Annotated in this window: 24 protein-coding genes; 16 read left to right on the top strand and 8 right to left on the bottom strand. The window is 72.5% G+C overall.

Features of this window, described 5'->3' with window-relative positions; all coding sequences use genetic code 11:
- Positions 1-24: 24 nt before the first annotated feature.
- Positions 25-567 (bottom strand): DapH/DapD/GlmU-related protein, encoded by a 543-nt coding sequence (locus tag ACIRG9_RS07430; protein WP_402851575.1) that lies wholly within the window; start codon positions 565-567, stop codon positions 25-27.
- 476 nt (positions 568-1,043) lie between these two features.
- Here ACIRG9_RS07430 and rph point away from each other — a divergent pair, with 476 nt between their 5' ends.
- Positions 1,044-3,641, top strand: coding sequence for a rifamycin-inactivating phosphotransferase (rph, locus tag ACIRG9_RS07425; protein WP_402851572.1), 2,598 nt, complete (start codon positions 1,044-1,046; stop codon positions 3,639-3,641).
- 106 nt (positions 3,642-3,747) lie between these two features.
- Here the strand turns inward: rph and map are convergent, their stop codons facing one another.
- Entirely contained in the window at positions 3,748-4,566 is an 819-nt protein-coding gene (map, locus tag ACIRG9_RS07420) for a type I methionyl aminopeptidase (protein WP_402851569.1), read from the bottom strand.
- Positions 4,567-4,640: 74 nt separating this feature from the next.
- Between map and ACIRG9_RS07415 the strand changes: the two genes are divergently transcribed.
- On the top strand, positions 4,641-4,907 hold the full coding sequence (locus ACIRG9_RS07415; RefSeq protein WP_402851566.1) for a helix-turn-helix domain-containing protein: 267 nt from the start codon (positions 4,641-4,643) through the stop codon (positions 4,905-4,907).
- 138 nt (positions 4,908-5,045) lie between these two features.
- Here ACIRG9_RS07415 and ACIRG9_RS07410 read toward each other — a convergent pair whose 3' ends face one another.
- The 3 genes from ACIRG9_RS07410 to ACIRG9_RS07400 all read right to left on the bottom strand — a co-directional run bounded on the left by ACIRG9_RS07410 (position 5,046) and on the right by ACIRG9_RS07400 (position 7,767).
- Positions 5,046-6,095, bottom strand: a complete 1,050-nt coding sequence (locus ACIRG9_RS07410) for an ArsR/SmtB family transcription factor (RefSeq protein ID WP_402851564.1) — start codon at positions 6,093-6,095, stop codon at positions 5,046-5,048.
- A gap of 159 nt (positions 6,096-6,254) precedes the next feature.
- Complete coding sequence (locus ACIRG9_RS07405) at positions 6,255-6,746, bottom strand: hypothetical protein (RefSeq protein ID WP_402851562.1); 492 nt, start codon at positions 6,744-6,746, stop codon at positions 6,255-6,257.
- A 61-nt stretch (positions 6,747-6,807) separates the two neighbouring features.
- Entirely contained in the window at positions 6,808-7,767 is a 960-nt protein-coding gene (locus tag ACIRG9_RS07400; protein ID WP_402851559.1) for a hypothetical protein, read from the bottom strand.
- Between the two features lie 311 nt (positions 7,768-8,078).
- On the opposite strand from ACIRG9_RS07400, the gene ACIRG9_RS07395 reads away from it, so the two are divergent.
- Complete coding sequence (locus ACIRG9_RS07395; protein ID WP_402851556.1) at positions 8,079-8,591, top strand: hypothetical protein; 513 nt, start codon at positions 8,079-8,081, stop codon at positions 8,589-8,591.
- Between the two features lie 220 nt (positions 8,592-8,811).
- Entirely contained in the window at positions 8,812-9,594 is a 783-nt protein-coding gene (locus ACIRG9_RS07390; protein ID WP_402851553.1) for a BTAD domain-containing putative transcriptional regulator, read from the top strand.
- Between the two features lie 118 nt (positions 9,595-9,712).
- Here ACIRG9_RS07390 and ACIRG9_RS07385 read toward each other — a convergent pair whose 3' ends face one another.
- From ACIRG9_RS07385 to ACIRG9_RS07375, 3 genes are all read right to left on the bottom strand, one after another.
- Positions 9,713-10,393, bottom strand: coding sequence for a response regulator (locus ACIRG9_RS07385; protein WP_402851550.1), 681 nt, complete (start codon positions 10,391-10,393; stop codon positions 9,713-9,715).
- The gene (locus ACIRG9_RS07380; RefSeq protein ID WP_402851548.1) at positions 10,390-11,298 is read right to left on the bottom strand and encodes a sensor histidine kinase; all 909 of its coding nucleotides are present in this window, start codon (positions 11,296-11,298) and stop codon (positions 10,390-10,392) included. Before ACIRG9_RS07380 ends, ACIRG9_RS07385 begins: the two co-directional genes overlap by 4 nt.
- A 266-nt stretch (positions 11,299-11,564) precedes the next feature.
- The gene (locus ACIRG9_RS07375) at positions 11,565-12,137 is read right to left on the bottom strand and encodes a DUF3995 domain-containing protein (RefSeq protein WP_402851546.1); all 573 of its coding nucleotides are present in this window, start codon (positions 12,135-12,137) and stop codon (positions 11,565-11,567) included.
- A 282-nt stretch (positions 12,138-12,419) separates the two neighbouring features.
- On the opposite strand from ACIRG9_RS07375, the gene ACIRG9_RS07370 reads away from it, so the two are divergent.
- The 12 genes from ACIRG9_RS07370 (at position 12,420) to ACIRG9_RS07315 (ending at position 24,557) form a co-directional block, all read left to right on the top strand.
- Complete coding sequence (locus tag ACIRG9_RS07370) at positions 12,420-13,628, top strand: beta-ketoacyl-[acyl-carrier-protein] synthase family protein (RefSeq protein ID WP_402851543.1); 1,209 nt, start codon at positions 12,420-12,422, stop codon at positions 13,626-13,628.
- Positions 13,625-14,746 (top strand): beta-ketoacyl synthase N-terminal-like domain-containing protein, encoded by a 1,122-nt coding sequence (locus ACIRG9_RS07365; protein ID WP_402851541.1) that lies wholly within the window; start codon positions 13,625-13,627, stop codon positions 14,744-14,746. The genes ACIRG9_RS07370 and ACIRG9_RS07365 overlap by 4 nt, the downstream gene beginning before the upstream one ends.
- Positions 14,724-15,851 (top strand): beta-ketoacyl synthase N-terminal-like domain-containing protein, encoded by a 1,128-nt coding sequence (locus ACIRG9_RS07360; protein ID WP_402851539.1) that lies wholly within the window; start codon positions 14,724-14,726, stop codon positions 15,849-15,851. Before ACIRG9_RS07365 ends, ACIRG9_RS07360 begins: the two co-directional genes overlap by 23 nt.
- A complete protein-coding gene (locus tag ACIRG9_RS07355) occupies positions 15,841-16,761 on the top strand; it encodes a beta-ketoacyl synthase N-terminal-like domain-containing protein (protein ID WP_402851536.1) in 921 nt (306 codons plus the stop codon). Before ACIRG9_RS07360 ends, ACIRG9_RS07355 begins: the two co-directional genes overlap by 11 nt.
- Entirely contained in the window at positions 16,758-17,582 is an 825-nt protein-coding gene (locus ACIRG9_RS07350) for an alpha/beta fold hydrolase (protein WP_402851533.1), read from the top strand. The genes ACIRG9_RS07355 and ACIRG9_RS07350 overlap by 4 nt, the downstream gene beginning before the upstream one ends.
- The gene (locus ACIRG9_RS07345; RefSeq protein WP_402851530.1) at positions 17,579-18,481 is read left to right on the top strand and encodes a thioesterase; all 903 of its coding nucleotides are present in this window, start codon (positions 17,579-17,581) and stop codon (positions 18,479-18,481) included. Before ACIRG9_RS07350 ends, ACIRG9_RS07345 begins: the two co-directional genes overlap by 4 nt.
- Entirely contained in the window at positions 18,478-19,197 is a 720-nt protein-coding gene (locus ACIRG9_RS07340; RefSeq protein ID WP_402851527.1) for a 2-hydroxychromene-2-carboxylate isomerase, read from the top strand. Before ACIRG9_RS07345 ends, ACIRG9_RS07340 begins: the two co-directional genes overlap by 4 nt.
- 22 nt (positions 19,198-19,219) lie before the next feature.
- The gene (locus ACIRG9_RS07335; protein ID WP_402851524.1) at positions 19,220-20,164 is read left to right on the top strand and encodes a beta-ketoacyl-ACP synthase III; all 945 of its coding nucleotides are present in this window, start codon (positions 19,220-19,222) and stop codon (positions 20,162-20,164) included.
- A 605-nt stretch (positions 20,165-20,769) separates the two neighbouring features.
- Complete coding sequence (gene sbnA, locus ACIRG9_RS07330) at positions 20,770-21,759, top strand: 2,3-diaminopropionate biosynthesis protein SbnA (RefSeq protein WP_402851522.1); 990 nt, start codon at positions 20,770-20,772, stop codon at positions 21,757-21,759.
- 11 nt (positions 21,760-21,770) lie between these two features.
- The gene (sbnB, locus tag ACIRG9_RS07325) at positions 21,771-22,793 is read left to right on the top strand and encodes a 2,3-diaminopropionate biosynthesis protein SbnB (protein ID WP_402851519.1); all 1,023 of its coding nucleotides are present in this window, start codon (positions 21,771-21,773) and stop codon (positions 22,791-22,793) included.
- Positions 22,794-22,809: 16 nt separating this feature from the next.
- Positions 22,810-23,772 carry an ATP-binding cassette domain-containing protein gene (locus ACIRG9_RS07320; RefSeq protein ID WP_402851516.1) on the top strand — a complete coding sequence of 321 codons (963 nt, stop codon included), beginning with the start codon at positions 22,810-22,812 and terminating at the stop codon, positions 23,770-23,772.
- Complete coding sequence (locus ACIRG9_RS07315; RefSeq protein ID WP_402851513.1) at positions 23,769-24,557, top strand: ABC transporter permease; 789 nt, start codon at positions 23,769-23,771, stop codon at positions 24,555-24,557. Before ACIRG9_RS07320 ends, ACIRG9_RS07315 begins: the two co-directional genes overlap by 4 nt.
- Positions 24,558-24,566 lie beyond the last annotated feature (9 nt).

Genomic DNA, 24,566 nt, shown 5'->3' with positions numbered 1-24,566 from the left:
ACGAGCTTCGGACGGCCCTCTCCTTCACCACCGTCGGCGCACGGTTGCCTTGGTGCCGGTCACCAGGCTTGCCGGCGGAACGTCATCGGCCACGACCGCGCCGGCGGCGACCACGGCGTCACGGCCAATGCTGACACCGGGCAGGATCGTGGCACCGGCGCCGATCCAGACGTTCTCCGCCACGTCGATGGGCCCGCCGCTGAGCCACCCCCGTCGCTCCTCGGGATCGACCGGGTGACCGACAGTGATGAACGTGACCTTCGGGCCGACCATCACGCGTTCGCCGAGCCGGATGCCGGCGTAGTCCAGGAACGTGCAGTTCTGGTTGACGAACACGCGCTCGGCGAGGTCGAGGCGAAGGCCGTGGTCCGTGTAGAAGGGCGGGTAGATCGTGACTCTCGGCGGCAGCGGCTTGCCGAGGATCTGTTCGAACAGTTCCGCCTTGCCTGCTTCGTCCTCGAAGGGCAGGACGTTCAGGCGGGAGGTGAGCTCGGTGACCCGCAGGACCCTCTCGGCCATGGCCTGGAACTCGGCGCCGTGGATGCGGATGAGACGGTCGCTGGACATGCCACGACCCTTTCTGGTGTACGGGTACCTGGACAAGCCTCAGTAGGCGCTGGTGGGGTCAGCAGCCGGTCGAGTCACCTTTGCCGGGGTTGGGACCTGCGCCGGGTCGTGGCGTCGTTGCCCAGGTCGGGACCCAGACCGCTTTCGCCGGCTGAGGTCGGGGTCCGGCTTCGGGCGGCCGTGGTTGGCCTACGCCGCGTCCGTTTGGGCGAGCTTGGCTCCACCGCGGCTGGTCAGTTCCGGTGGACGACAAAGGCAAAGGCAAGGAGATCTCTCTCCTTGCCACTTCTAACGTATAACGCACCGGGGGGCTTGCGGCAAGACCCCTGTTGTGGCGCAGAATCGTCGGCCGAGGCCACGACCTGCGGAAATGGGGGGCGCGACGTGCCTGTGTTGTTGTCGACGTATGGGGGACGCGGTGACGTCGAACCAGTGCTGGGACTGGCGGGGAGCACGGCTGCCTCGGAGGTGTCGCAATGATCGAGCAGTACGTGGTGGATCTTCAAGAGGTTGATGAGACGCGGGTCGCGGTCGTTGGCGGCAAGGGCGCGCACCTGGGCGGGCTGTCGCGGATCGAAGGCGCCCGCGTGCCGACGGGCTTTTGTGTGACGACGGACGCCTTCCGGCGGATCATGGCGGAAGTGCCGTCGATCGGCGATCGGCTCGAACAGCTGGCGCGCCTGAACCCGGACGACCGGGAGGCGATCCGGACGCTCAGCGCGGAGATCCGCCGGACCATCGAAGGGATCGCCATCCCGGACGATCTGACGGCGGCGATCACCCGCGCCCTCGCCCGGCTCGGTGAACAGGCGGCCTACGCCGTCCGATCCAGCGCGACGGCAGAGGACCTGCCGACGGCCTCCTTCGCCGGCCAGCAGGACACGTACCTCAACGTCGTGGGCCCGGCCGCGGTCCTCCAGCACGTCAGCCGGTGCTGGGCGTCGCTGTTCACCGAGCGGGCCGTGACCTACCGCCTGCGGAACGGCATCGACCAGCGCACGGTCCACATGGCCGTGGTCGTGCAGCAGATGGTCTTCCCGGACGCGGCCGGCATCCTGTTCACGGCCGACCCCGTGACGGGCAACCGGAAGGTCACCTCCGTGGACGCCAGCTTCGGCCTCGGCGAGGCCCTGGTCTCCGGCCTGGTGAACCCGGACGTCTTCAAGGTGCGCGACGGCGAGGTCGTCGCCAAGGCGGTCGCCGCCAAACAGCGCGCCATTCACGCCCTGCCGGCTGGCGGGACCCAGGAAGTGGCGATCGACCCGCAGCGGCAGGAGCAGCCGGCGCTGACGGATGCGCAGGTCGTGCGGCTCGCGCAGCTCGGCCGGCGGATCGAAGCGCATTTCGGCCGTCCCCAGGACATCGAATGGTGCCTGGTCGACGGCGGCTTCCGGATCGTCCAGAGTCGGCCGATCACCACGCTGTTCCCCATCCCCGAGTCCGGCGACCGGGAGAACCACGTCTACCTCTCTGTCGGCCATCAGCAGATGATGACCGACCCCATGAAGCCCCTGGGGCTCTCCTTCTGGCAGATGACGACCCCGGCGCCCATGGCCGAGGCCGGCGGCCGCCTGTTCGTCGACGTCACCCAGAGGCTGGCCTCGCCGGCGAGCCGCGCCGGCCTCCTGGAGCTCGTGGGGAAGTCCGATCCGCTGACCGGGGACGCGCTGCAGACCATCCTCGAGCGCGACGGCTTCATCCGGCCGCTCCCTGACGAGGGTCCCCCCGGGCCACTGCTTGGCGGCGCGCCAGCCCCGATCGAGACCGATCCGGCCATCGTCACCGAGCTGATCGGGCGCAGCGAGGCATCCATCGCCGCCTCCGAACGCGACATCCGCACGAAGTCCGGAGAGGCGCTGCTCGACTTCATCCGGGCGGACATGCAGGAGCTGAGGCGGATCTTGTTCGATCGGCAGAGCCATCAGGTGTTCATGTCGGCGATGGAGGCCACGTGGTGGCTCAACGAGCAGTTGGAGGCATGGCTGGGGGAGAAGAACGCGGCGGACGCGCTCACCCAGTCCGTGCCCCACAACGTCACGTCGGAGATGGGGCTGGCGCTCCTGGACGTCGCTGACGTGATTCGCCCATATCCGGAGGTGGTGGCGTTTCTGCAGCACGTCGAGGACGAGGGCTTCCTGGACGAGCTGCCCAAGCTCACCGGCGGGCGGGAAACGCGTGACGCCATCGAGACCTGGCTCGACAGGTACGGCATGCGCTGCGTCGGCGAGATCGACATCACCCGGCCGCGCTGGAGTGAACGGCCCTCCACGCTCGTGCCGATGATCCTCGGCAACATCAAGAACTTCGAGCCGGGAGCCGGCGAGCGGCGTTTCGAGCGGGGCCGGCAGGAGGCCTGGGAGAAGGAGCAGGAGCTGCTGGAACGCTTGCGGGCCCTGCCGGACGGGGAGCGCAGGGCCGAAGAGACGAAGCGGATGATCGACCGGGTCCGGACCTTCATCGGGTACCGGGAGTATCCGAAGTACGGCATGGTCAGCCGCTACTTCGTGTACAAGCAGGCCTTGTTGGAGGAAGCCGAGCGCCTGGTGCGGGCCCGCGTACTTCGTGCGAAGGAGGACATCTTCTATCTCACGTTCCAGGAGCTCCACGACGTCGTGCGCACGAACCGCGTGGATGACCAGCTCATCGGCCGGCGCAAGGACGCGTTCAGGTCGTATCAGGCGCTCACGCCGCCCCGGGTGCTCACGTCGGATGGCGAGGTCATCGCCGGGACGTACCGACGCGACGACATGCCGGCCGACGCGCTGATCGGCCTACCGGTCTCCGCTGGGACCGTCGAAGGGCGAGCCCGCGTCATCCTCGACATGGCACGGGCCGATCTCGAACCGGGCGACATCCTCGTCACGGCCCACACGGACCCCAGCTGGACGCCCCTCTTTGTCGCTGCCACGGGCTTGGTGACGGAGGTCGGAGGGTTGATGACCCACGGCGCGGTGATCGCCCGGGAGTACGGCCTGCCAGCCGTCGTCGGTGTGGCGGATGCCACCCGGCTGATCCGGGACGGGCAGCGGATCCGCGTGCACGGAACCGACGGGTACGTCGAGATCCTGCCCTGACCGGCAGCCACCGCCGAGCCTCGGTGGTGGTGCGGACCCGAGATGCGGCGGTGGCTGCCGTCCACGGAGTGGACGTTTCCCTGAGTCACGCCATGGCGGCAGCCGGTCAGGAGGCCGCGGCGGGCTTTTTGGTGGTATCGGCCGAGGTGACGCCGCGAGTGGGGCGGCGGGTCAGGACCTGGGGGCCGGAAGCCGTGATGGCGACTGTGTGTTCGGAGTGGGCGGTGCGGGAGCCGTCGGCGGAGCGGATCGTCCAGCCGTCGTTGTCGAACCTGATCTTGTCGGTGGAGCGGCAGAACCAGGGCTCGATGGCGATGGTGAGGCCGGGGTGGAGTTTCATGCCGCGGCGGGCGCGGCCGTTGTTGGCGACGTGTGGCGCCTCGTGCATGGTGCGGCCGATGCCGTGGCCGCCGAACTCGGCGTTGACGCCGTAGCCGTAGGAGTGGGCGACCTCCCTGATCGCGGCGGAGACGTCGCCGAGGCGGCCGCCGGCCTGGGCGGCGGTGATGCCGGCCTCCAGTGCGACCTCGGTGGCCTCGATCAGCTTCAGGTCGGCCGGGTCGGGGGTGCCGACGATGACGGAGAGCGCGGAGTCGGCGACCCAGCCGTCGATGCCGACCGCCATGTCGATGCTGAGCAGGTCACCGTCCCGCAAAACATAGTCGTGCGGCAGGCCGTGCAGCACCGCGTCGTTGACCGACAGGCACAGCACGTTGCGGAACGGGCCGCGGCCGAACGAGGGGGCGTAGTCCCAGTAGCAGGATTCGGCGCCGCGTTCCTTGACCCGGCGGCGGGCGTGATGTTCGAGGTCCATCAGGTTGACGCCGACTGCGGCGATGTCGCCCAGCTCGGCGAGCAACTCGCCGACGAACTGGCCGGTCACCGCCATCTGGCTGATCTCCTCGGCGGTCTTGAGCTCGATCACGGCAGCCTCCCTCTCCCCATGCGGTATTTTTATACCACGCCAGTTCCGGGTGCTCGGGGGGATATCCTGCTGGCATGGTTCGCCAACCACTCACCGCCGAGCAGATCGCCGCGGGCCAGCGCCTCGGAGCTGCCCTCCGGGCCGCGCGGTCCGGCCGCAGCCTCGTCGAGGTGGCCCTGGCGGCTGGCATCTCCCCCGAGACGCTGCGCAAGATCGAGGCGGGCCGCCTTCCCGCACCGGCGTTCGGCACTGTGGTCGGCCTCAGCCAGGCCCTCGACGTCCCCCTCAGCGACCTGGCCGACGTCTGGCTGGCCGACATGCCCGTCCGCCAGGCGTCCTAGCGGCCAACCGCCCGCGGCCAAAGATCGTCAGAGGGCGCCACCTCCCACAGCCGCAGGGCGTGGTCTTCGCTGCTGGTGGCGAGCACGGACCGGTCGGCGAGCCGGGGACGACCGAGCACGGACCGGCGGTCCCGGGACTCACCGGATGTCACGGGTGTCGCCGCCGGAACCCAATGGCGCACCAGGGTGCGGCGGTATGTCGCCCAGCAGCGTCTCGCCCATGGCGGTGAGGCGGTGCAGCACGAGGTTGCCGTGCCGCTGGCTGGTGATGAGCCCGGCCTCGCGCAGGATCGTGGTGTGGTGGCTGGTGGTGGCCGGCGAGATGCCGGCGCGCCGGGACAGTTCGCCGGTGGTGGCGCCGCTGGCGGCAGCGCGCAGGACGGCCAGGCGGGTGTGGCCGAGCAGCGGGCCGAGCCGGCGTTCCGGGTCGGCCGGTGACGCCGGCCCGGCCGTCGGGTCCGGTCGCTGCCGGCGAGCCGGGTAGACCAGGGTCGGGGGGAGTTCGGGGTCGGCCAGCGCGATCGGCGCGTGCCAACAGAAGTACGACGGGGTCAGTGCGATCCCCCGGCCGTCGAGGTGCATCTCCCGGTCCTCCGGGTAACCGTGCACGGACAGCACCGGCGGGTCCCAGCGCACGTCCGGGCCCAGGTCGTCGAGGATCTGCCCGGCGCCGGTGTCGAGCACCCGAGCCCCGCGCAGGGCCCGTTCGCCGGAGACGGCGGCGCCGATCTGCGCCCGGTACGGGGCGACCGCGACCCGGAAGTAGGCGCGCAGCGCATCGCCGAGGCCGTGCAGGGCGGCGAGTCGGCCGGCGGCCAGGTCGCCCAGCCAGCCACCGTTGATCGGGGCCGCCATCCGCCCCAGTTCGGTGCGGATCCGCCGGGCCGGGGTGCCGAGCACCCGGTCGATTCCCTCGCCGAGGTCGGTGACCGGGCCGGGCGTCAGGAAGTCCGGGAAGTACCGGTCGAGCGGCGCGATGGGCAGCAGCCGCTCGCGGATCAGCGCGACGAGGCCGGCCCGTTGCAGGTCCCGGCGCACCTGCCGGTGCCAGCCGGCGTAACCGGCGTGGCCGGCGCGGGTCTGCAGGCGGTGCAGACTGCAGACGATCTCCCACAGTGGATCCGACTGGACCGCCAGCCGGGTGCGGCTGAGGTCTTCGGCCGTGAAGTGGATCCGCAGTGTCCGCATGGCAGACAGTGTTCCGAGATCGACCGCCGCTCTCAGTCTCATCTACGACATCGACGAATGTCGACATCCGGCGGCGGGGCGGAACACCGACGGACGACGAGCGACGGCCGGACGGGGCGGCAGCCGAACGGCTGCCGCCCCGTGCGGGGGTGTCGCCTGTCAGCCGACGCTGCAGCTCGACAGCCACCGGTGGGAGGCGATGTTGTCGTTGGCGTTCTGCATGTAGCCGTCGCGGTTGGAGCCCCAGGTGAACCAGGCTCCGGTGAGGTTGTCCCATGCGTCGCCGGCACCCAGGCAGGCGTACGCGCCGGAGTAGTTGGGGTGGATGTAGAGGGCGACCGGCCGGCCGGTGTTCGAGTCGTTCCACGCCGAGGACGCCAGGTTGCGCATGCTGGCCCGGTTGTTGTTGTCGCAGTTGGCGTTCTCGGCGACGTTGATGGTGTCCCAGTTGGTGTCGGCGTTGTACCACCAGCACCACCGGCCCGCCCAGTTGGCGTCCTGGCTAACGTACAGGTAGCCGCTGCCGGCCGCCGCGCGCTGCGCGTCGGCGTGCGGTGCCGGCTTGGGCGCGGCGTGCGCGGCGGTGGCGGTGAGGGCCAGCGCGGCCATCGCCGCGAGCAAGGTGGCCAGTGCGGACCGTACTGCTCTCATGGTGTTTCCTTCCGGTCGGATCCTGCCCGTGGCGGTCTGCCGCGGACGTCTCTGGGGGGTGTCAGCCGGCGGCCAGCACGGCACGGGCGCGCGGCAGCGCGGCGCCTTCGAGGCGGAGCCGGTCGGCCACTTCGGTGCGGAACTGCCGTTCGACGGCGCGCCGGTGCTCGGCGTCGAGCCGCCGGGCGAGCCGGCCGAGCCCGGTGTCCGTGGCGCAGGTCGCCTCGGCCACGGCCAGCCGGACCTCGCCGGCCGGGACGGTGTCGGACGCCGGCTCGGGCACCGACGCGCGGGCGGCGGCCGGGTCGGCGTGTTCGTGCCCGGCGGCGCGCATGCAACGCCGCCACTCCGTCACGCCGGCGGCGTAGCGGGGGTCGGCGAGCACCCGGCCGACGCGCAGCCCCGGGAGGTTGTCGGTGGTCTTGGCGGCGCGGTACCAGGTGGGCAGGTCGCCGTAGAGGTGGCGCTCCGCCTCCGAGGTGCAGCTGTGGCTGCTGCGGCGCAGCACGCCGCCGGCCGGCAGCGTCGCGCGCAGGGCGTCCGGCTCCCCGGGGTCGCCGTTGATGGCGCGTACGGCGGCCGCACCGCGTTCCTGCGGTAGTTCCCGGGAGTACCGGGCATTCGGGTCGGCCGCCAACGCCGCCTGTAACCGGCGTTCCAGCACCCCGCCGTAGCCGTAGCGGCGGGCGTAGGACACGTCGTCGAGGACGTACGGGAACTCGCGCAGCTCCGGCACCGGGCGCCAGGGCACCGGCCAGTAGCGGAACCCGCGGCGCTGCATGCAGTCGCGGATCAGCAGCTGCGTGGCGTCGTGCAGCACCTCCGCGGCCGGCGTGGACCGGGCCGGTGCGGACGGGGCCGGCGCGGTCGCCGCCGGTTGCGACCCGGCCGCGCCGCGGTCGCCGGTCGGCGGTGTGGTGTCCCGGCCCGCACCCAGCACTCCGGCGACCGCGGCCGCGAGGACGGCCGGGACCGCGACCGCGTACCACCATGACCGTGACTGGCGCGACACACCCGCCATGACACCCACCTCGGCCGCCCGGGGCGCCGGACGCGCCCGTCAGCAGACAGCCTCGGACCGGGGCGCGCCCCGGGACAGGGGACTTCGATCAGGCTCGAACGACCGGCACCACCTCACCGTTGGCGACGCCGGCGTGCCGGAGAAGGAGCCGACCTCGACCGGTCATCGACGTCGGCTCGACCCGTCCGTGGTCACGATGGCGGGCGGAAGTTGTGCGTACGGATCGATGTTCGGCCCTGGCGCGGCCAGGCCGGTGGATGCGGAGGCGATCAGCGGTGCTGCGAGAGAAAAAGCGGCGATGGGACCCTTGGGTGTGGAACGCCACGCCGGAGGAGGTGGCGGCCGAGTATCCGTGTGATCGCCACCTGACCGTGCCGTTCCGTTCGTTCGTCCGGGCCATCGACGTGGCTGCGCCGGTCCCGGTGGTGTACCGGTGGCTGTGCCAGTTCAAGGTGGCGCCGTACAGCTACGACCTGGTCGACAACCCGGGCCGGCGCAGTCCCCGGACCCTCACCCCGGGTGCCGAGGACCTGGCGGTCGGCCAGAAGTTCCTCATCTTCGAGGTGGTCGAGTTCGTCCGCGACGAGCATCTCACCGGGCTGATCGCCCAGCGGCACCGGCGCAGCTACGGCGAGGTGGCGGTGACCTACCGGGTTACCCCGACCGCGGCCGGAACCCGGCTGGTCGGGCGGCTCGACGTCGGTGCCACCACCGCTTTCGAACGGGCCCGCCGGGCCGCGCTGGCGGTCGGTGACGCGCTCATGGGCCGAAAGCAACTGCTCAACATCAAGGAACTCGCCGAGGCCAGCGCGCGTACGGAGTGAGCCGCGGTGCCGGCACGGAGGCGGCGGCGCTTTTCGTTATTCGCTTCCGACAAATTTGACGCGTCAAATTTGCGTACCGTCGGACACCGTGCGATACCTCTAAAGTGGTATCGATGAGGCCCGATGGGTCTGGTGGCGCTCTCCTTGGAAGCAGAGATCTTGAGGATGGCCAGGGGACGGTTAGCGTCTATGCCAGATGCAGAGAGAAGAGGGTCACAAAATGCTCCGCTTCAACATCCTCGGCAGCCTGGAAGTCCGTCACCAGGGCGTTGACTGCACGCCGACCGCACCCAAGGTCCGTGCCGTCCTCGCGCTGCTGCTGCTCCGTGCCAACCACACGGTGAGCCAGGACGCCATCTTCGACTGGTTGTGGGGCGACCGGCCACCCCGGAGCGCCGCCACCACCACCCAGACGTACGTCTACCAGCTCCGGGCGTTGTTCGAGCGGGTGGGCGTCGCCGGGTCCGCGGACCAGCTCCTGATCACCCGACCGACCGGCTACCTGCTCTCGCTCGGCGAGGAACAGCTCGACACCACCGTCTTCGCCCGCCTCTGCGACGAGGGCGGTGCCCTGCTGGACGGCGGGCGGGCGGCCGAGGCCGCCCAGCGACTGCGCCAGGCGCTGTCCCTGTGGCGGGGGCCGGTGCTCGCCGACGTCCACGTCGAGGACTCCATGGCCGCCGACGTCGCGCACCTCGGCGAACTGCGGATGCGGGCGCTGGAGCTGCGCATCGAGGCGGACGCCCGGCTGGGCCGCTACCGGGAACTCATCACCGAACTGCGGGGCCTGGTCGCGGCCCACCCGTTCAACGAATGGTTCCACGCCCAGCTGATCACCGCGCTGAACCGGTGTGGCCGGCGGGCGGAGGCGCTGCACGCGTACCGGAACCTCCGGCAGACCCTCTCGGACGAACTGGGTCTCGAGCCGACGCCGGAATTGCAGGAACTTCAGCGACAGGTGCTGAACGGCACCCCGGCGCGACTGCTCGTGGCCGCGGGCTGACCCGTACGCCGATGCCCCCGACCCCCGCCCGGCGTGTCCGGACCCGGTGGGACGGGGGCGTCGGCCGCCCGGCGATGCCGGCGGAGCGGGCTCCCCGACGGGCCGGCGCCGGACGCGGTCAGAGGCGCAGTCGCGGCGCCGCCGGCTTCTCCGGGCTGAGCAGGTTCATCGCGATGGCCTTGTTCACCGCGTCGATCCGGGACACCGCGCCCAGCTTGGTGAACACGTTGCGCAGGTGCCGCTTGACCGTGCCCTCGGTGATCTCCAGCCGCCGGGCGATCTGCGAGTTGCTGTACGCCTGCGCCACCAGTTCGACGATCTCCACCTCGCGATCCGAGAGGACCTTGGCGCTGGTGTCACTGACCTGCTCGAAGCTCTCCCGCGAGATCGACAGCATGATCCGGTCGGGGTCGGTCCGCACGCTGCGCAACGTCGCGACGAGGTCGTCGCGGGTCACACTCTTCAGCAGGTACGCCCGGGCGCCGGCACCGAGCAGCTCCTTCACCACGGTCGGCTCGTCGAACATGCTCAGGATGATGATGCGAGTGGCCGGTGCCGCCGCGAGGGCCCGGGTGATGGTGGTGGCGGCGTGATCGCCGGGGATGCCCACGTCGAGCAGCATGACGTCCGGCTGGTGCGCGGCGACGAACGCCACGGCCTCGGCCCCGTTGCCGGCCTCACCGATCACGGTCAGGTCCGGTTCCATCGTGAGCAGCTCGCGAAGGCCGTGCCGGAACAGCGCGTGGTCGTCGACGAGCAGGATCCTGGTCGCGCTGGCGGGCTCGGAAATCGGCGTCATTTTACCGTCCTGGTCAAAGGGATGTACGCCTCGATCCGGGTGCCGTGCCCCGGCACGCTGTGCAGGGCGAGCTTTCCACCGAGCAGTTCGATCCGTTCCCGCATCGAGGCCAGTCCACTTCCGCCGCCGCGTACGCCGCGGTCGGGATCGAACCCTACGCCGTCGTCGCTGACCCAGGCGCGAATCTCGTGCGGTGCGATGTCCACGTGACTCAGGACGGTGCTCGCGTACGAGTGGCGGAAGGCGTTGCGCAGCGCCTCGCGGACCACCAGGAAGACCTCGGCCAGCACCTCGGGGGAGGCCCAGGACTCGTCCCCGCTGACCTTGAGGTCGACCGTCGCGTTGCCCTCGGCCATGGCGTCGAGGAAGCCGCGCAACGCCCGCGCCAGGTTGTCGAACCTGGACTCCAACCGCAGGTCGGTGGCGACGCCCCGGACCGCCTCCAGGGTGTGCACGCTGGCCTGGTAGGCCACGTCCACCTTGCTCTGGCACCGGTCGGGATCGGTCTCCGCGTACGTCCTGGCCAGTTCCAGGTTGCGGTTCACCACGCTGGCCGAGCCGCCGACCCGGTCGTGCAGCTCGCGGGCCATCCGCCGCCGCTCGGCGAGCTGGGCCTGGTGGACGCCGTCGAGCAAAAACGCCATGTACGACTCGGAGGCCCAGCGGACCCGCGTCATGACGCTGCGCTGCAGGGCCTGGGTGGCGGTGCGGATGATGCAGGTGGCATCCGGGTGGCCGGCGGCGGTCTCGATCACCGCGTCGAGGGCCGGCTCGAACAGCTCGGTCGCGGCCCGCAGCGACTCGACCGGGTGCAAGCTGTGCACCCCGGCCGCTCCGCTCTGCCAGACGAGGGCGATCGCCGTCTCGTTGACCTGGATCTGTCCAGTTCGGACACTCTCAGTCACATCGGCCAGGACCTGGCGGGCTTGGGCGATTGCCTGGTTGAGAAGCGGTTCTTCCAATCCCAACGGGCCGCAGACCTCGATGAGGCGCTTACGGAAAGTGTCCACAACGGTGTCGTGTTGGGCCTCGAACGCGCTCGCGATGGCGAATCCCGTGGCGAGCGCGCTTGGATCCATTAGTCTCTTACCCTTCGCCGAACTGTCTCCGCGAGAGGCAAGTTTCCATTGCGTCCTGGCAAGTCTGCAAGATCCCTTGCCACACTAAGGCACTAGTTCACCAATTTGTGCTGTGTTGTTCGTGAGGTGAGCCGCGAGTAGCGGATTGCCGTGAGAGTGAACAGCAGACCACCGGCGAGCCAGATCGGATCCCAGAGCCCCAGGTGCCAGGGCAGCGCCGCCCTGCCCAGCCCGGCGGGAACCGCGATCACCCCGGCCACGATCAGCAGGTGTTGCGCCAGGTTGGCCACGGCGTACAGCGAGAGCAGCGCGGCGGCGCCCCAGCCGGCGAGCAGCAGCAGCCACCGTGGTGCCCATCGTGGACGTTCGTGGACCAGTGCGAGGGCGAGTGCCGCGGCGATCAGCTTGAGCACCGCGGTGGCCCACAACACGGCCACGAAGGCCGGCTCGCGGGCCAGCGCCGGGCCCTCGACCGCCGGGCCGATGGTGCCCGCGCCGACCAGCCCACCAGCCGCCCAGTAGAAGCTCAGCGCGGCGAACAGGAGCGACCAGAGACAGGCGCCGTGTCCGGCCCACGCGCCCGGCCGGACGCGGTTCCGTCCCGCCGGGGCGGCCGTGCCGCCGCCACGCCGGCCGTCGGTGTTCGTTGCGGTTGTGCGGGTCAACGGTCCTCCCGGTTGGTCGGGTTCGTCGGTCCAGCGGGATCGTATCGGCGCACGTCGGGCCGGGCGCGTCCGCCGCCGCCAGGCTCGGCCCTCGCCCTCGAAACGGCCTCTACCCTCGCTCGACTTCGGCGCCGGCGCGTTCGAGGCGATGTCGAGGCCGCCGCGAGGCCGCCACAAGGCGATGGCTCGACGGTGAGAACCCGACCACGCTGCGGATGACGGGGCGGCGCGCCGCGCTCGCCGCCGGGCGCGGCCCAAGGACTCACGAAGGACTCCTGGGTGATGAACCGACGGGTTGTGGTAACCGGGCTCGGGCCGGTGTCGAGCATCGGCATAGGCATCGACGCCTTCACGACGGCACTGCGCGCCGGGCGCAGCGGGATCACGCCGATCGCCAGCTTCGACACCACCGGCTTCCTCACCGAACGGGCCGGCGAGGTGCACGAGTTCGAGCCGGATCGGATGGTCGCCCGGCTCGACCCGGCGGACTGGGGCCGCAGCAGCCTCTTCGCGGCCGCGGCGGCCCGGCTCGCACTCAACGACGCGCGGGCCACCGATCTACCGGACCGGTCCGACCGGTTCGGCGTCTGCATGGGTACGACCAGCGGCGAATCCCAGGTCGTGGAGCGGCTCACCGAGCAGTGGTTGAACCACGGTTACCCGGACACGAGCCCGGCGCTGGCCCGCCAACTGCCCGCGGGACGGGTCGCCGAGGCGGTCAGCCGCGAACTCGGCCTGACCGGCACCACGCTGACCGTCTCGACCGCGTGCTCGGCGAGCAACTACGCCCTCGGGTACGCCTTCGACGCCATCGCCACCGGCGAACAGGACTACATGATGGTCGGCGGGGCCGACTCGGTGTGCCGGTGGGCGCACGCCGGCTTCTACCGGTTGGGCGCGCTCGCCGCCGAGCGGTGCGCGCCGTTCGACCGGGACCGGGCCGGAGTGATCACCGCCGAGGGCGGCGTCGCGCTGTTCCTGGAGAGCCTGGACTCGGCCCGGGACCGCGGCGCCCACATCTACTGCGAGGTGCTCGGCTACGGGCTCACCTGCGACGCCAAGCACCCGACCGCGCCGGACGCGGCGAGCGTGGCCCGCTGCATGCGGCTGGCCCACCGGGACGCCGGCATCAAGCCCGACGAGGTCGACTTCATCTGCGCCCACGGCACCGCCACCCCCGCCAACGACTCCGCCGAGTACGAGGCGGTGCGCGAGGTCTTCGGCGACCGGATGCCCCCGATGAGCTCGGTCAAGTCGATGCTCGGCCACACCATGGGCGCGGCGAGCGGGTTCAGCGCCCTCGCCGGGGCACTGGCCATCTCGTCCGGCTTTCTCGCCCCGACCATCAACCACGTGACCACCGACCCGGCAATGCCCGGCCTGGACGTGGTGCCGAACGAGGCGCGCGCCGAACAGCCGCGCGTCGTCCAGGTCAACGGTTTCGCCTTCGGCGGCAACAACGCCATCACGATCCTTGGACGGCTCGCATGACCGTGACCACCGATCCGCGTACCTCCACCCTCGTGCTCGGCGTCTCCGGCTGGGGCGTGCTCTCCGCGTACGGGCTGGGCGCCGACGAGTTCACCGCCGGGCTGCGTACCGGGCGCGACGCCACGGTCGACGCGGCGAAGCTGACCGACGCGCCGGTTCCGGACCCCCGGGCGTACGCCCTGGCCGGGTTCCGGGCCCGAGACCATTTGGGCCGCAAGGGCACCAGCTTCCTCGACCGGCGGACCGCCTTCGCGGTGCTGGGCTGCCGCCAGGCGCTCGCCGACAGCGACCTCGTCGTCGGCGACGACAACCGGGACCGGGTCGGCGTGGTGCTCGGCACCGGAGTCGGCAGCCTCCAGTCGACCAGCGACTACAGCCGCGACACGCTGGTGGAGGAGAAGCCCTACCTGGTCAACCCGATCCTGTTCCCCAACACCGTGCTCAACTGCGCGGCCGGCCAGGCGGCGATCTGGCACGGGCTGCGCGGGATCAACGCCACCCTCGCCGGCGGCGGGATGGCGACCCTCGCCGCACTCCGCTACGCGATGACGATGCTCGGGCGCGGCCGCGCGGAGGCGCTGCTGGTCGGGGCGATGGAGGAGTACACCCCGCACGCGGCGTGGGCCGCCCACCGGGCCGGCGACGCGCCGACCACCACCGGCGGCGAGGGCGGCGCGGTCTTCCTGGTCGAGGACGCCGCCGCCATGCGGGCCGCCGGCCGGGAGCCGGTAGCGGAGATCCTCGCCGTCGACCTCGGCCACACCGGTGGGCGGGCCGACCCCGCCACGGCGCTCGCCGAGCGGGTACGCCGGGTGCTGCACCAGGCCGGCGTCGCCCCCGACGAACTGGCCACAGTGGTCACCTCCGGGGCGGCCGCCGACGAGGACGCCCTCGACCTGACCGTCGGCCCCGACGCGGACCGGGTGGCGATCACCGACCTCGCCGGCAACTGCCCGACCGCCGCCGGAGCGCTCCAGGTCGCCGCCGTGCTGGCCCACCACCGGGGCGCGCCCGAACCCGACGGCTGCCTCTCGCTGATCGTGGCCAGCACCGCCGACGGTTCCGTCGGCGCCGCCCTGCTGAGGGGGAACGGGCGTGCCGCTCGCGATCACCGGTAGCGCCATGCGCACCAGCCTCGGCGACACCGCCGAGACCTACCAGGCGTTGCTGGCCGGGGAATCCGGCCGGCAGCCGCTGCGGTACGTCGCCCCCGCCAGGGTCAACGTCCGCCACGGCTACCACGTCGACGCGGCCGGCCCGGAGCAGCCCTACCGCGCCAGCGCCTGGCTGGCCGGCTGCGTGGCGGCGGCGGCGCGGGAAGCCGGCCTCGACTGCACCCGGCAGCGCGTCGTCGCGATCGTCGGCACCGGGCTGCGCGAACTGCGGGCCGTGGAGCGGTGGCGGGCCGACGGGCAGCCGGTGGAACCGGACGCGCTGCACTTCGGCGCCGCCGTACGCGGTGCGTTGCCCGGCGTCGAGGACGTCGTCACCGTCTCCAACGCCTGCTCGGCCTCGTCGCACGCGCTCGCGCTCGCCGCCGACCTGATCGAGCTCGACGAGGCCGACGCGGTGCTGGCCTGCGGCGCGGACGCGATGACCGAGAGCATGCTCGCCATGATCGGGCGGGTCGGCGACGAGTCCAGCGACGCGGTACGTCCGTTCGACGCCGAGCGGAAGGGGGTGCTGCTCGGCGACGGCGCGGTGGCCGTCGTGGTGCAGCGGGCCCCGGACACCGACGCGGCGGTGCTGCTGCGCGGGGTGGGCATGTCGTGCGACGCGTACCACGAGACCGCGCCCGACCCGGACGGCCTGCGGGCGGCGATGACCGACGCCTACCGGCGGGCCGGCCTGAGCCCGACCGACATCGGCCTGGTGTTGGCCCACGGCACCGGCACCGCGTTGAACGACCCGACCGAGGCGGGCGTGCTGGCCGGGATCTTCGCCGACGCCGGCCCCGGACCGCTGATCACCGGGATCAAGGGCGCGATCGGGCACACCTCCGGCAGCGCCGGGTTGATGAGCCTGCTCGTCGCCGTCGAGGCGCTGCGGCACGGCCGGGTGCCGCCGGTGGTCGGGCTGCGGACGCCGATCGCCGAGGCGGCCCCGCTGAACCTGGTGGTCGGCGAACCGGCCGCCACCGACGCCCGGGTGGCCCAGGTCAACGCGTTCGGATTCGGCGGCGTGAACGCCGTCTGCCTGGTGGAGGTGCGGCGTGAGCGGTGACCAGGTGGCGGTCCAGGCCGCGGCGGTACACGTGCCCGGGATCGCCCCGGACCGGCTGATCGCCACGGCCACCGAGCCGGACTGCGGCCCCGACGAGGCGCACACCCTGCTCGGTCGCAAGGGCCTGCTGTTCAAGGAGCCGGCGGTGCGGATCGCGATGTGCGCCGTACACCGGGCTCTGGGCCTGCCGCCGGGCCGGCCGACCGCGCCGGTTCCGGGCGCCGCCGGCACGGCCGTGGTGGTCAGTTCCAACCTCGGCAACGTCGCCACCGTCTGCGACATCGTCGACCAGGTGCGCGCGGACGACCTGCGCGGGGTGAGCCCGATGCAGGCGCCGAACGCGTCCAGCAACATCATCGCCAGCAGCATCGCCATCCGGTACGGCTTCACCGGCCCCAACCTGATGGTCTGCTCCGGCGCGACCGGCGGGCTCGACGCGGTGCGGCTCGGCGCCCTGCTGGTGCGCAGCGGGCGGGCGCCCCGCGTGATCGTGGTGGGCACCGAACCGGCCGACCAGATCGCGACCGGGCTGCGCGCCGCCACCGGCCTGCCGCCGGGCCCGCCGCAGGGGACCGCCGCCTGCGTGATCCTCGCCCCGGCCGAGCGGCCCGGCGGGGTGCGGTTGCACTCCGTACGCCGGCACCGCGCACCGGAGGTGATGCCGGCCGACGGCCCGCCGACCATCCGGCTGGCCCGCGACAGCGGACCCGGCGACGACCTGGCCGTCCTGTTCGACGCCGGCTACGGCGCGACCGGGGTGCTGCAGGCCGCGCTCGCCACCCGGTGGCTGACCGACCCGGCCACCCGCCCGGTCGGCGTCGACGACGGCTGCGAGGCGGTGCTGACCTGCGGCTCGGCCGGCGACGGATACGCCACCGCGCGGCTGTACCGCGACGGGGACGCGACATGACCTGGCGCCTGCTCACCGCGCCCGGAGCCGACCCGGCTCCCGGGCGCGGGCGGGTGGTGGCGGCGGTACACGGCCTGGCCGACAACGGGACCACCTGGCACGACCTGGCCGCGGCGCTCGGCCCCGGCCACCGGTGGTACGTCGGGGACGCCCCGTGGAGCGCCGACTCGGGCCGGTCGCTGGTGGACTGGGCGGACCCGTCGGCCGGACCGGCCCGGTGGCTGCGGCAGGCGCTGGTGGCCCTGCCCGAACCCGTTGACGTCCTCATCGGCCACTCCTTCGGCGCCAACGCCGTACTGGACCACCTGGCCACCCGGCCGGAGCCCGCGATCCGCGCCGCCGTGCTCCTCGCACCACTGGTCCGCCCCGCCGAGCAGGCCCCGCACCCGGTGCTGATCGCCCGCACCCGGGCGGCGATCCGGCAGGTGGTGGCCGACGGGCTGCGCGCCCGGCTCGGCCCGCGCGCCGCCCACGTCGCCGACGACGTGCTCGCGTCGATGGTGGACAAGGCCCTGCAACGGGTTCCCGACGGCGCCGCCGAGGTGGTGCTCGACCGGCTCCTCGCGACGCCGCGACCCGCGCTGCGCCAGGTCGGCACGCCGACCCTCGTCCTGGCCGGCCAGGGCGACCAGCGGCTGGCCGGGATACGGGCCAGCTCACTGGCCGTGATGCCGGCGGTCGACGTCCGGATCCGCCTGCACTACGGCCACTTCTGTCACATCACGCAGGCGACCGAGGTGGCCGCCGAGTGTGCCGAGTTCCTCGACCGAGTCGTGCCGGCGCCGGCGTCGACCGGTCCGATCATGGAGGTTTCTGTATGACCGTCGCCCTCGACGCCCACCCGACCACGTACCGCGGCCGGCCGCGGTACGAGGGTGCCAACATCGGCACCTGGGTCGGCTTCAAGCAGTTCGTGTACCTGGCCGAGGACGCGGTGCTGCAGTACTACCGCGACCGGGGGACCGGCCCCGGCGAGCTGTTCCACGGCTCCGGCGTGCAGCTGTCCTTCGTGGAGCACTCGGTCCGGCTGCCCGGCCCGGTCTTCGTCGACGACGAGGTGTACGCCGAGGCGACGCTCGCGCCGGGCGGCAACAGCGCCGAGGACACCTTCACCGTCACGCTGACCGTGCAGCGGGCCGGACAGCCGGTGCCGGTGCTCAAGGGCAAGGTCCGAGTCGCGTTCGTCGCGCCCGCCGGGACCGTCGGCGATCCGCCGGCGGAGTTCGCGAGCCGGGTGGTGGCCGACGTCGCCGCCCTGCGCCCGCCGGCCGAGCAGCCCGCCGCGTTCCGGCCGGGCTTCACGTGGAGCGAGACCATCCCGTACCCGCACTGCCAGTTCTCCGACCGGTTGCAGCACTCCGGCTACGTACGCGACCTGGAGGAGGTGGTGCACCGGTACCTCGCCGCGCGGGGTCTCTCGATCCGGCGGATGCTCACCGAACGCAACTGGATCCCGGCCGTGACCCGGTCCCAGGTGCGGCTGCTCGCCGACGCGTACCTGGAGGAGGAGCTGCACACCGTCTTCACCGTCGACGACATCGTCAAGGACGTCATGTTCACCGGCCGGATGGACTGCTACGTCGTCCGCGACGGCCGGATCGTGCACACGGCCACCGCCTCGATCACCCACGGGTACGGGGTGGCCAGCGGACCGGACGCCGGCCAGGTCGCCGTGATGGACGCGGAGACGCAGGCCGCGCTGCTGTGGAGCGAGTCGTGACCGGCCGACCGCGGGTGTACTTCTCGTTCCAGAGCCCGTTCAGCTGGATGGCGCTACGGCAGCTCGAGGAGCGCGTGCCCGACTTCGCCGACCGGTTCGAGTATGTGCCCTTCTGGGACCCGGACACCCGTACCCGGGCCGGCCTGGACGCGCACGGCGCGGACTTCCACTACACGGTGATGTCCAAGGCCAAGCACCTGTACATCCTGCACGACACCAAGCGGCTCGCCGCCGGCTTCGGCTACCGCCTGGTCTGGCCGGTGGACGTCGCGCCCTGGTGGGAGCCGTCCGCGCTGGGCTGGCTGCGCGCCCGCGAACTGGGCTGCGAGCGGCAGTTCTACCGGGTCGTCACCGAGGCCCGCTGGGACCGGGGCGACAACATCAGCGACCCGGCGGTGCTGCGGGCCGCCTGCGACGCGGCGGGGCTGCCCGGCGCCGAGCTGATGGCCGCGGTCGACGACGACCGGATCCGGGAACTGGGCGTGGCGGCGCTGGTCGGCGCGCACCACGACGAGGTGTTCGGCATCCCGCTGTTCATCGTCGACCGGCAGCGCTACTGGGGCGTGGACCGGATCGCCGAGGTCGAGGCGGCGGTGCGGGCGCTGCGCGACGCGGACCCGGCGGACGGGTCGACCGACCTGCTGAACAGCCTGCCGGTGGCGGCGCTGGCGACGGTCGGCTCGTTCGACCACGACGAGCCCGGCGGCTGCGGCTAGCCGGGCAGAGAAGGAGACCACAGTGCGCACCTGGCAGGGATCCCGCATCGCCGGGCTCGGGTACTACCAACCGCCGCGGGTACTCACCAACGAGCAGCTCTCCCAGATGGTCGACACCGACGACGCGTGGATCCGCAGCCGGGTCGGCATCGAGCAGCGGCACGTCGCGGAGGACCAGTCGGTGGCGGACATGGCGACCGCCGCCGCCGGCAAGGCGCTCGGCGCGGCCGGCGTCCAGCCCGCGGACGTGGACCTGGTGGTGGTCGCCACCTGCACGTCCATCGACCGGGTACCCAACGTGGCGAGCCGGGTAGCTGCGAACCTGGACATGACGGGGCAGGCCGCCTACGACATCAACACCGCCTGCTCCGGCTTCTCCTACGCGCTCGCCACCGCCGACCACGCGATCCGCGCCGGCGCCGCCGGCACCGCGCTGGTGGTCGGGGCGGAACGGCTGACCGACTTCATCGACTGGCAGGACCGCAGCACCTGCATCCTCTTCGGCGACGGTGCGGGAGCGGCGGTGCTGGTCGGCGCCGACGAGCCGGGCGTCGGCCCGGTGGTGTGGGGTGGGTCCGCCCAGCGTGGGCCGGCGATCCGCATCGAGGGTCGCGAGGCGCGGATCGCGCAGGACGGCCAGACCGTGTTCCACTGGGCCACCACCGCGCTCGCGCCGATCGCGGAGGAGGCCTGCCTGCGGGCCGGCATCAAGCCGGAGGAACTGGCCGGATTCGTGCCGCACCAGGCGAACCTGCGGATCATCAACTCGGTCGCCCGGGACCTCGGGGTCGAGCAGGCCGTCATCGCCCGGGACATCGTCTCGTCCGGCAACACGTCGTCGGCGAGCACGCCGATCGCCCTGGCGAAGCTGGTGGAGCGGCGGGAGGTGCCCAGCGGGGCGCCGGTGCTGCTGCTCGGCTTCGGCGGCGGGCTGACCTACGCCGGCCAGGTGATCCGCTGTCCCTGAGGCCGCCGGCCGGTCGGTGCCGTCCGGCGTCCGCCGCCCTCCGGGCACGCGGCGTCGGGCGGCAACCGGTTCGAGCCGGGTCCGGGGCACGGGAGCTGCCGGAACCGCTGGCCGCCGGCGCGACCGGCTCGGGCCGACCTCGACGTGGGGGATCCGGGGCAGCAAGGCGGGCCGCGCCGGCACCCCGGGTGTACCCCGGGCGTCGGCGAGTACCGGGCCGAGATCGTCGGCCGCTGGTCCGCGGTCCACGCCCCGCTGCGGTGCGATCCTGGCCGGCCTCCGGTCGGGTCCGGCCCGGGCGGCCTCTCGTGGCGGCCGCCGGTGTCGCACGGGAACCAGCCTGTCGGGCCGCCCTCGAAGCGGGATCGACCGTGGCTCGACGGTGACCGGGCGCCGGCGGCGGCTCGCTCCGCCGGGAGGCGGGCCGGCCGGCGGCTCGAGCCGCCTGCTAGCCGTCCCCGATCCCGATCCGAGCCCACCCCGAGGCGGGTGACCGACCGTGGGCGGGCGTCCCATGCCCCGCCGCGTCACCTGACGTGTGCCGCCGGGCCTCCTTCGAGCCGGACCGGGAGTACGAGTGATGTTCCAGTGCGGAAGTGATAGCCGTGAGCCGTGAGGCGCTGCTGGGCCGCCTGGCCATGGTCGGGCGGGCGATGCCGCGTACCCCGCTGGTGCAGCTGCGTCACGACCGGCTGGACCTGTACGCCAAGTTGGAGTACGTCAACCCGAACGGCAGCTCCAAGGACCGTTCGGCGTACTGGATCCTGAAGCGGGCGGTCGAGCGCGGCGACGTCACCGAGCGGACCACCATCGTGGAGTCGTCGTCGGGCAACTTCGCCATCTCGCTCGCCTCGTTCTGCCGTTGGCTGGGGCTGACCTTCGTTCCGGTGATCGACCCGAACGTCAACGCCAGCACCGAGGCGTACCTGCGCCGGCTGTGTGACCGGGTGGAGAAGGTCACCGAGCCGGACGCGACGGGCGGTTACCTGTCCACCCGGCTGCAGCGGGTCGAGGAACTGCAGGCGGAACTGCCCTCGGTCTACTGGCCCAACCAGTACGCCAACCCGGACGCCCTGGCGGCGCACGACCTGCTCACCGGCGCCGAGCTCTGCGCGGACCTGCCCCGCATCGACTACCTCTTCGTCGGGGTGAGCACCGGCGGCACCGTCGCCGGGCTCTCCACCCGGCTCAAGCGGCTGCGCCCGGACGCCTGGGTGGTCGCCGTGGACGCCGAGGGGTCGGTCATCTTCGGCAACTCGCCGGCCAGGCGGCGCCTGCCCGGGCTCGGCTCCAGCATCGTGCCGCCGCTGGTCGGCAAGGCCAGCATCGACGACGTGATGATCGTGCCCGAGGTGGACGCCGTACGCGGCTGCCACGAGCTGTTCGAGCGGCACGGCCTGTACACGGGCGGCTCGACCGGCAGCGTCTACAGCGCGATCGAGCGGTACTTCGCCGACCACCGGGGGCCCCGCCCGACCGTCGCGTTCCTGTGTGCCGACCGAGGCACCGGCTACGCCGACACCGTCTACGACCCGGAGTGGGTCGACCGCTTCGTCGCCGAACGCGACCGCGGCCAGTCCGTGGCGCTGGTGTGAGAGGAACCTCAGTGACCGAGACCCACCCACCGACCGTCCAGCCGTTCACGGTGGTGACCGCCGCCGAGGTGGCCGCCGCCGTCGAGGCCGACCGGCCCGCCTGCCTGGACGCGGTACGCCGCTGCTACCTCGCCCACGACGAGGCGACCAGCGAGCTGCCGCACAGCAGCTTCCTGCGCTTCCCGCGGCTGCCCCGGGACCGGATCATCGCCCTGCCCGCCTACCTCGGCGGCGACTTCGAGGTGGCCGGCATCAAGTGGATCGCCAGCTTCCCCGGGAACACCGCGCACGGCATCCCGCGGGCCTCGGCGGTGCTGCTGCTCAACGACCTGGCCACCGGCTACCCGTACGCCTGCCTGGAGTCCTCGCTGATCTCCGCGACCCGCACCGCGGGCTCCGCGGTGCTCGGCGCCGAGGCGCTGGTCGGCGGCCGGCGCGTGGCCAGCGTCGGCTTCATCGGCACCGGCCTGATCGCCGAGCACGTTCGCCGCTTCCTGCGCGACCTGGACTGGGAGATCGGCGAGTACCGGCTGTTCGACCTGGACCCGGCGGCGGCCGAGCGGTTCGCCGCGACCGTGCGGGCCGACGGGGTGGACGCGGTCAAGGTGGTCCCCGAGGCCGCCGACGCCTTCGCCGCCGACCTCGTGGTGCTCGCCACCGTGGCCGGCGAGCCGCACCTGCACGACCCGGCGCTGATCGCCCACCGCCCGGTGGTGCTGCACCTGTCCCTGCGCGACCTGTCGCCGGAGATCGTGCTCGCCGCCCAGAACATCACCGACGACGTCGACCACGCGGTCCGCGAGCGGACCTCGCTGCACCTGGCCGAACAGCGGGTGGGGCACCGGGACTTCGTCGCCGGCACCATCGCCGACGTGCTGCGCGGCCGGGTCCACCGGGACCCCGACCGGGCCGCGATCTTCGCGCCCTTCGGCCTCGGGGTGCTCGACCTCGCCGTCGGGGCGTGGGCCTTCGAGCGGGTACGCGCCGCCGGCGGTGGCCGATCCATCGCCGATTTCTTCCCGCTGGCGAACTGACCGAGGGGGTGGCTACATGGACCTGACGATCGAGGCCGAGGGGCTTCGCAAGAACTACGGCAGCCACACCGCGCTGGCCGGGGTGGACCTCGCCGTACCGGCCGGCACGGTGCTCGGCCTGCTCGGACCGAACGGCGCCGGCAAGACCACCATGGTGCGGATCCTGTCGACGCTGCTGGAGCCGGACGGCGGCACCGCCCGGGTCTGCGGGCACGACGTGGTCCGGGAACCGCGCGAGGTACGCCGGCGGGTCGGCCTCACCGGCCAGTACGCGGCCGTGGACGAGCTGCTGACCGGCCGGGAGAACCTCGTCCTGATCGGCGTCCTGCACCACCTCGGCCGCCGGGCGGCCCGCGCCCGGGCCGACGAACTGCTGGAGCGCTTCGCGCTCACCGACGCCGCCGGCCGGGCAGCCCGTACCTACTCCGGAGGCATGCGACGCCGGCTCGACCTGGCCGCGAGCCTGGTCGCCGACCCGCCGGTGCTGGTGCTCGACGAGCCCACCACCGGCCTGGACATCACCAACCGCCGCACCCTGTGGACGATGGTCCGCGAGCAGGTGGCGGCCGGCACCACGGTGCTGCTGACCACGCAGTACCTGGAGGAGGCCGACCAGCTCGCCGACCGGATCCTGGTCCTCGACGGCGGGAAGGTGATCGCCGAGGGCACGCCCGACGAGCTGAAGCGCAAGGTCGGCGACGATCAGGTGCAGATCCGGCTGCGCGACGGCGGGCAGCGGTCCGAGGCCGTGGCCGCCCTCGCCACCGTCTCGGCGCACCAACCGGTCCTCGACGACGACGGGGCGAGCCTGCGGCTGCCGTTGACCGACGGGCTGACCGGCATCGCGGCCGTGGCGACGGCGCTGGATGTCGCCAAGATCGACGTCGAGTCCTTCGCGAGCTGCGCGCCGACCCTGGACGACGTCTTTCTCTCCCTCACCGGGCGGAGCACCGCCGAGAAGCCGGAGGCAGCGGCATGAGCACCCTCGCCGTCGAGACGTCGGCCCTGGTCGGCCGGCACCTGCGTCACCTCTCCCGGGTGCCGATGCGGCTGCTCGGCGTGACCGTGATGCCGGTCGCGTACGTGGTGATCTTCGGTTACCTCTTCGGCAGCGTCATCGAGGTGCAGGGTGGCGGCTACCGGGAGTTCCTGATGGCCGGCATCTTCGCCCAGATGATGCTCACCAACCTGCAGCACACCGCGCTCGGCGTGGTCGACGACCTGGGTAACGGCATCGACGACCGGTTCCGGTCGCTGCCGATCGCCGGGCTCGCCGTACCGCTGGCCCGGACCGTGGCCGACCTCACCCGGGTGGTGGTCGCCTGCGTCGCCATGGCGGCGGTGGGCTTCGCGATGGGCTGGCGTACGCACGCCGGGCTGCCGCAGGTGCTCGCCGGCTTCGGGCTGTTGCTGCTGCTCGGCTTCGCCGCCTCCTGGCTCGGGGTCCTCCTCGGGCTGCGGCTGCGCTCCGCCGAGGCGGTCAGCGCGGTGGCCTTCCTCGTCGTCATGCCGATGACGTTCCTGTCCAACGCGTTCATCCCGCTGCGCGGGCTGCCGGCCTGGCTGCGCGCGGTGTGCGAGTGGAACCCGCTCTCCGCCGTCGTCGCCGCCTGCCGGGACCTGTTCGGCAACCCGGGCTCGGCCGGCGACGCCCTGCCGATGCGGCACCCGGTCGCCGCCTCGCTGCTGCTGATCTGCGCGCTGCTGGTGATGAGCGCGGCGCTGGCCACCCACGCCTACCGGGCGGCCGCCCGGGGTCGCTGACCCCACGGA

Source organism: Micromonospora sp. NPDC093277 (assembly GCF_044765245.1).
GTDB lineage: Bacteria > Actinomycetota > Actinomycetes > Mycobacteriales > Micromonosporaceae > Micromonospora.
Note: the sequence above shows the minus strand (reverse complement) of the source record. Positions and strands in the feature narration are given on the sequence as shown.

What these genes read in the sequence shown, in the direction of transcription:
- ACIRG9_RS07390 (WP_402851553.1), top strand. Translation starts at nt 8,812, where the DNA reads ATGCTCCGCTTCAACATCCTCGGCAGCCTGGAAGTCCGTCACCAGGGC.
- ACIRG9_RS07350 (WP_402851533.1), top strand. Translation starts at nt 16,758, where the DNA reads ATGACCTGGCGCCTGCTCACCGCGCCCGGAGCCGACCCGGCTCCCGGG.
- ACIRG9_RS07315 (WP_402851513.1), top strand. Translation starts at nt 23,769, where the DNA reads ATGAGCACCCTCGCCGTCGAGACGTCGGCCCTGGTCGGCCGGCACCTG.
- ACIRG9_RS07415 (WP_402851566.1), top strand. Translation starts at nt 4,641, where the DNA reads ATGGTTCGCCAACCACTCACCGCCGAGCAGATCGCCGCGGGCCAGCGC.
- ACIRG9_RS07400 (WP_402851559.1), bottom strand. Translation starts at nt 7,767, where the DNA reads ATGGCGGGTGTGTCGCGCCAGTCACGGTCATGGTGGTACGCGGTCGCG.
- ACIRG9_RS07430 (WP_402851575.1), bottom strand. Translation starts at nt 567, where the DNA reads ATGTCCAGCGACCGTCTCATCCGCATCCACGGCGCCGAGTTCCAGGCC.
- ACIRG9_RS07385 (WP_402851550.1), bottom strand. Translation starts at nt 10,393, where the DNA reads ATGACGCCGATTTCCGAGCCCGCCAGCGCGACCAGGATCCTGCTCGTC.
- ACIRG9_RS07370 (WP_402851543.1), top strand. Translation starts at nt 12,420, where the DNA reads ATGAACCGACGGGTTGTGGTAACCGGGCTCGGGCCGGTGTCGAGCATC.
- ACIRG9_RS07320 (WP_402851516.1), top strand. Translation starts at nt 22,810, where the DNA reads ATGGACCTGACGATCGAGGCCGAGGGGCTTCGCAAGAACTACGGCAGC.
- ACIRG9_RS07410 (WP_402851564.1), bottom strand. Translation starts at nt 6,095, where the DNA reads ATGCGGACACTGCGGATCCACTTCACGGCCGAAGACCTCAGCCGCACC.
- rph (WP_402851572.1), top strand. Translation starts at nt 1,044, where the DNA reads ATGATCGAGCAGTACGTGGTGGATCTTCAAGAGGTTGATGAGACGCGG.
- ACIRG9_RS07345 (WP_402851530.1), top strand. Translation starts at nt 17,579, where the DNA reads ATGACCGTCGCCCTCGACGCCCACCCGACCACGTACCGCGGCCGGCCG.
- ACIRG9_RS07405 (WP_402851562.1), bottom strand. Translation starts at nt 6,746, where the DNA reads ATGAGAGCAGTACGGTCCGCACTGGCCACCTTGCTCGCGGCGATGGCC.
- ACIRG9_RS07365 (WP_402851541.1), top strand. Translation starts at nt 13,625, where the DNA reads ATGACCGTGACCACCGATCCGCGTACCTCCACCCTCGTGCTCGGCGTC.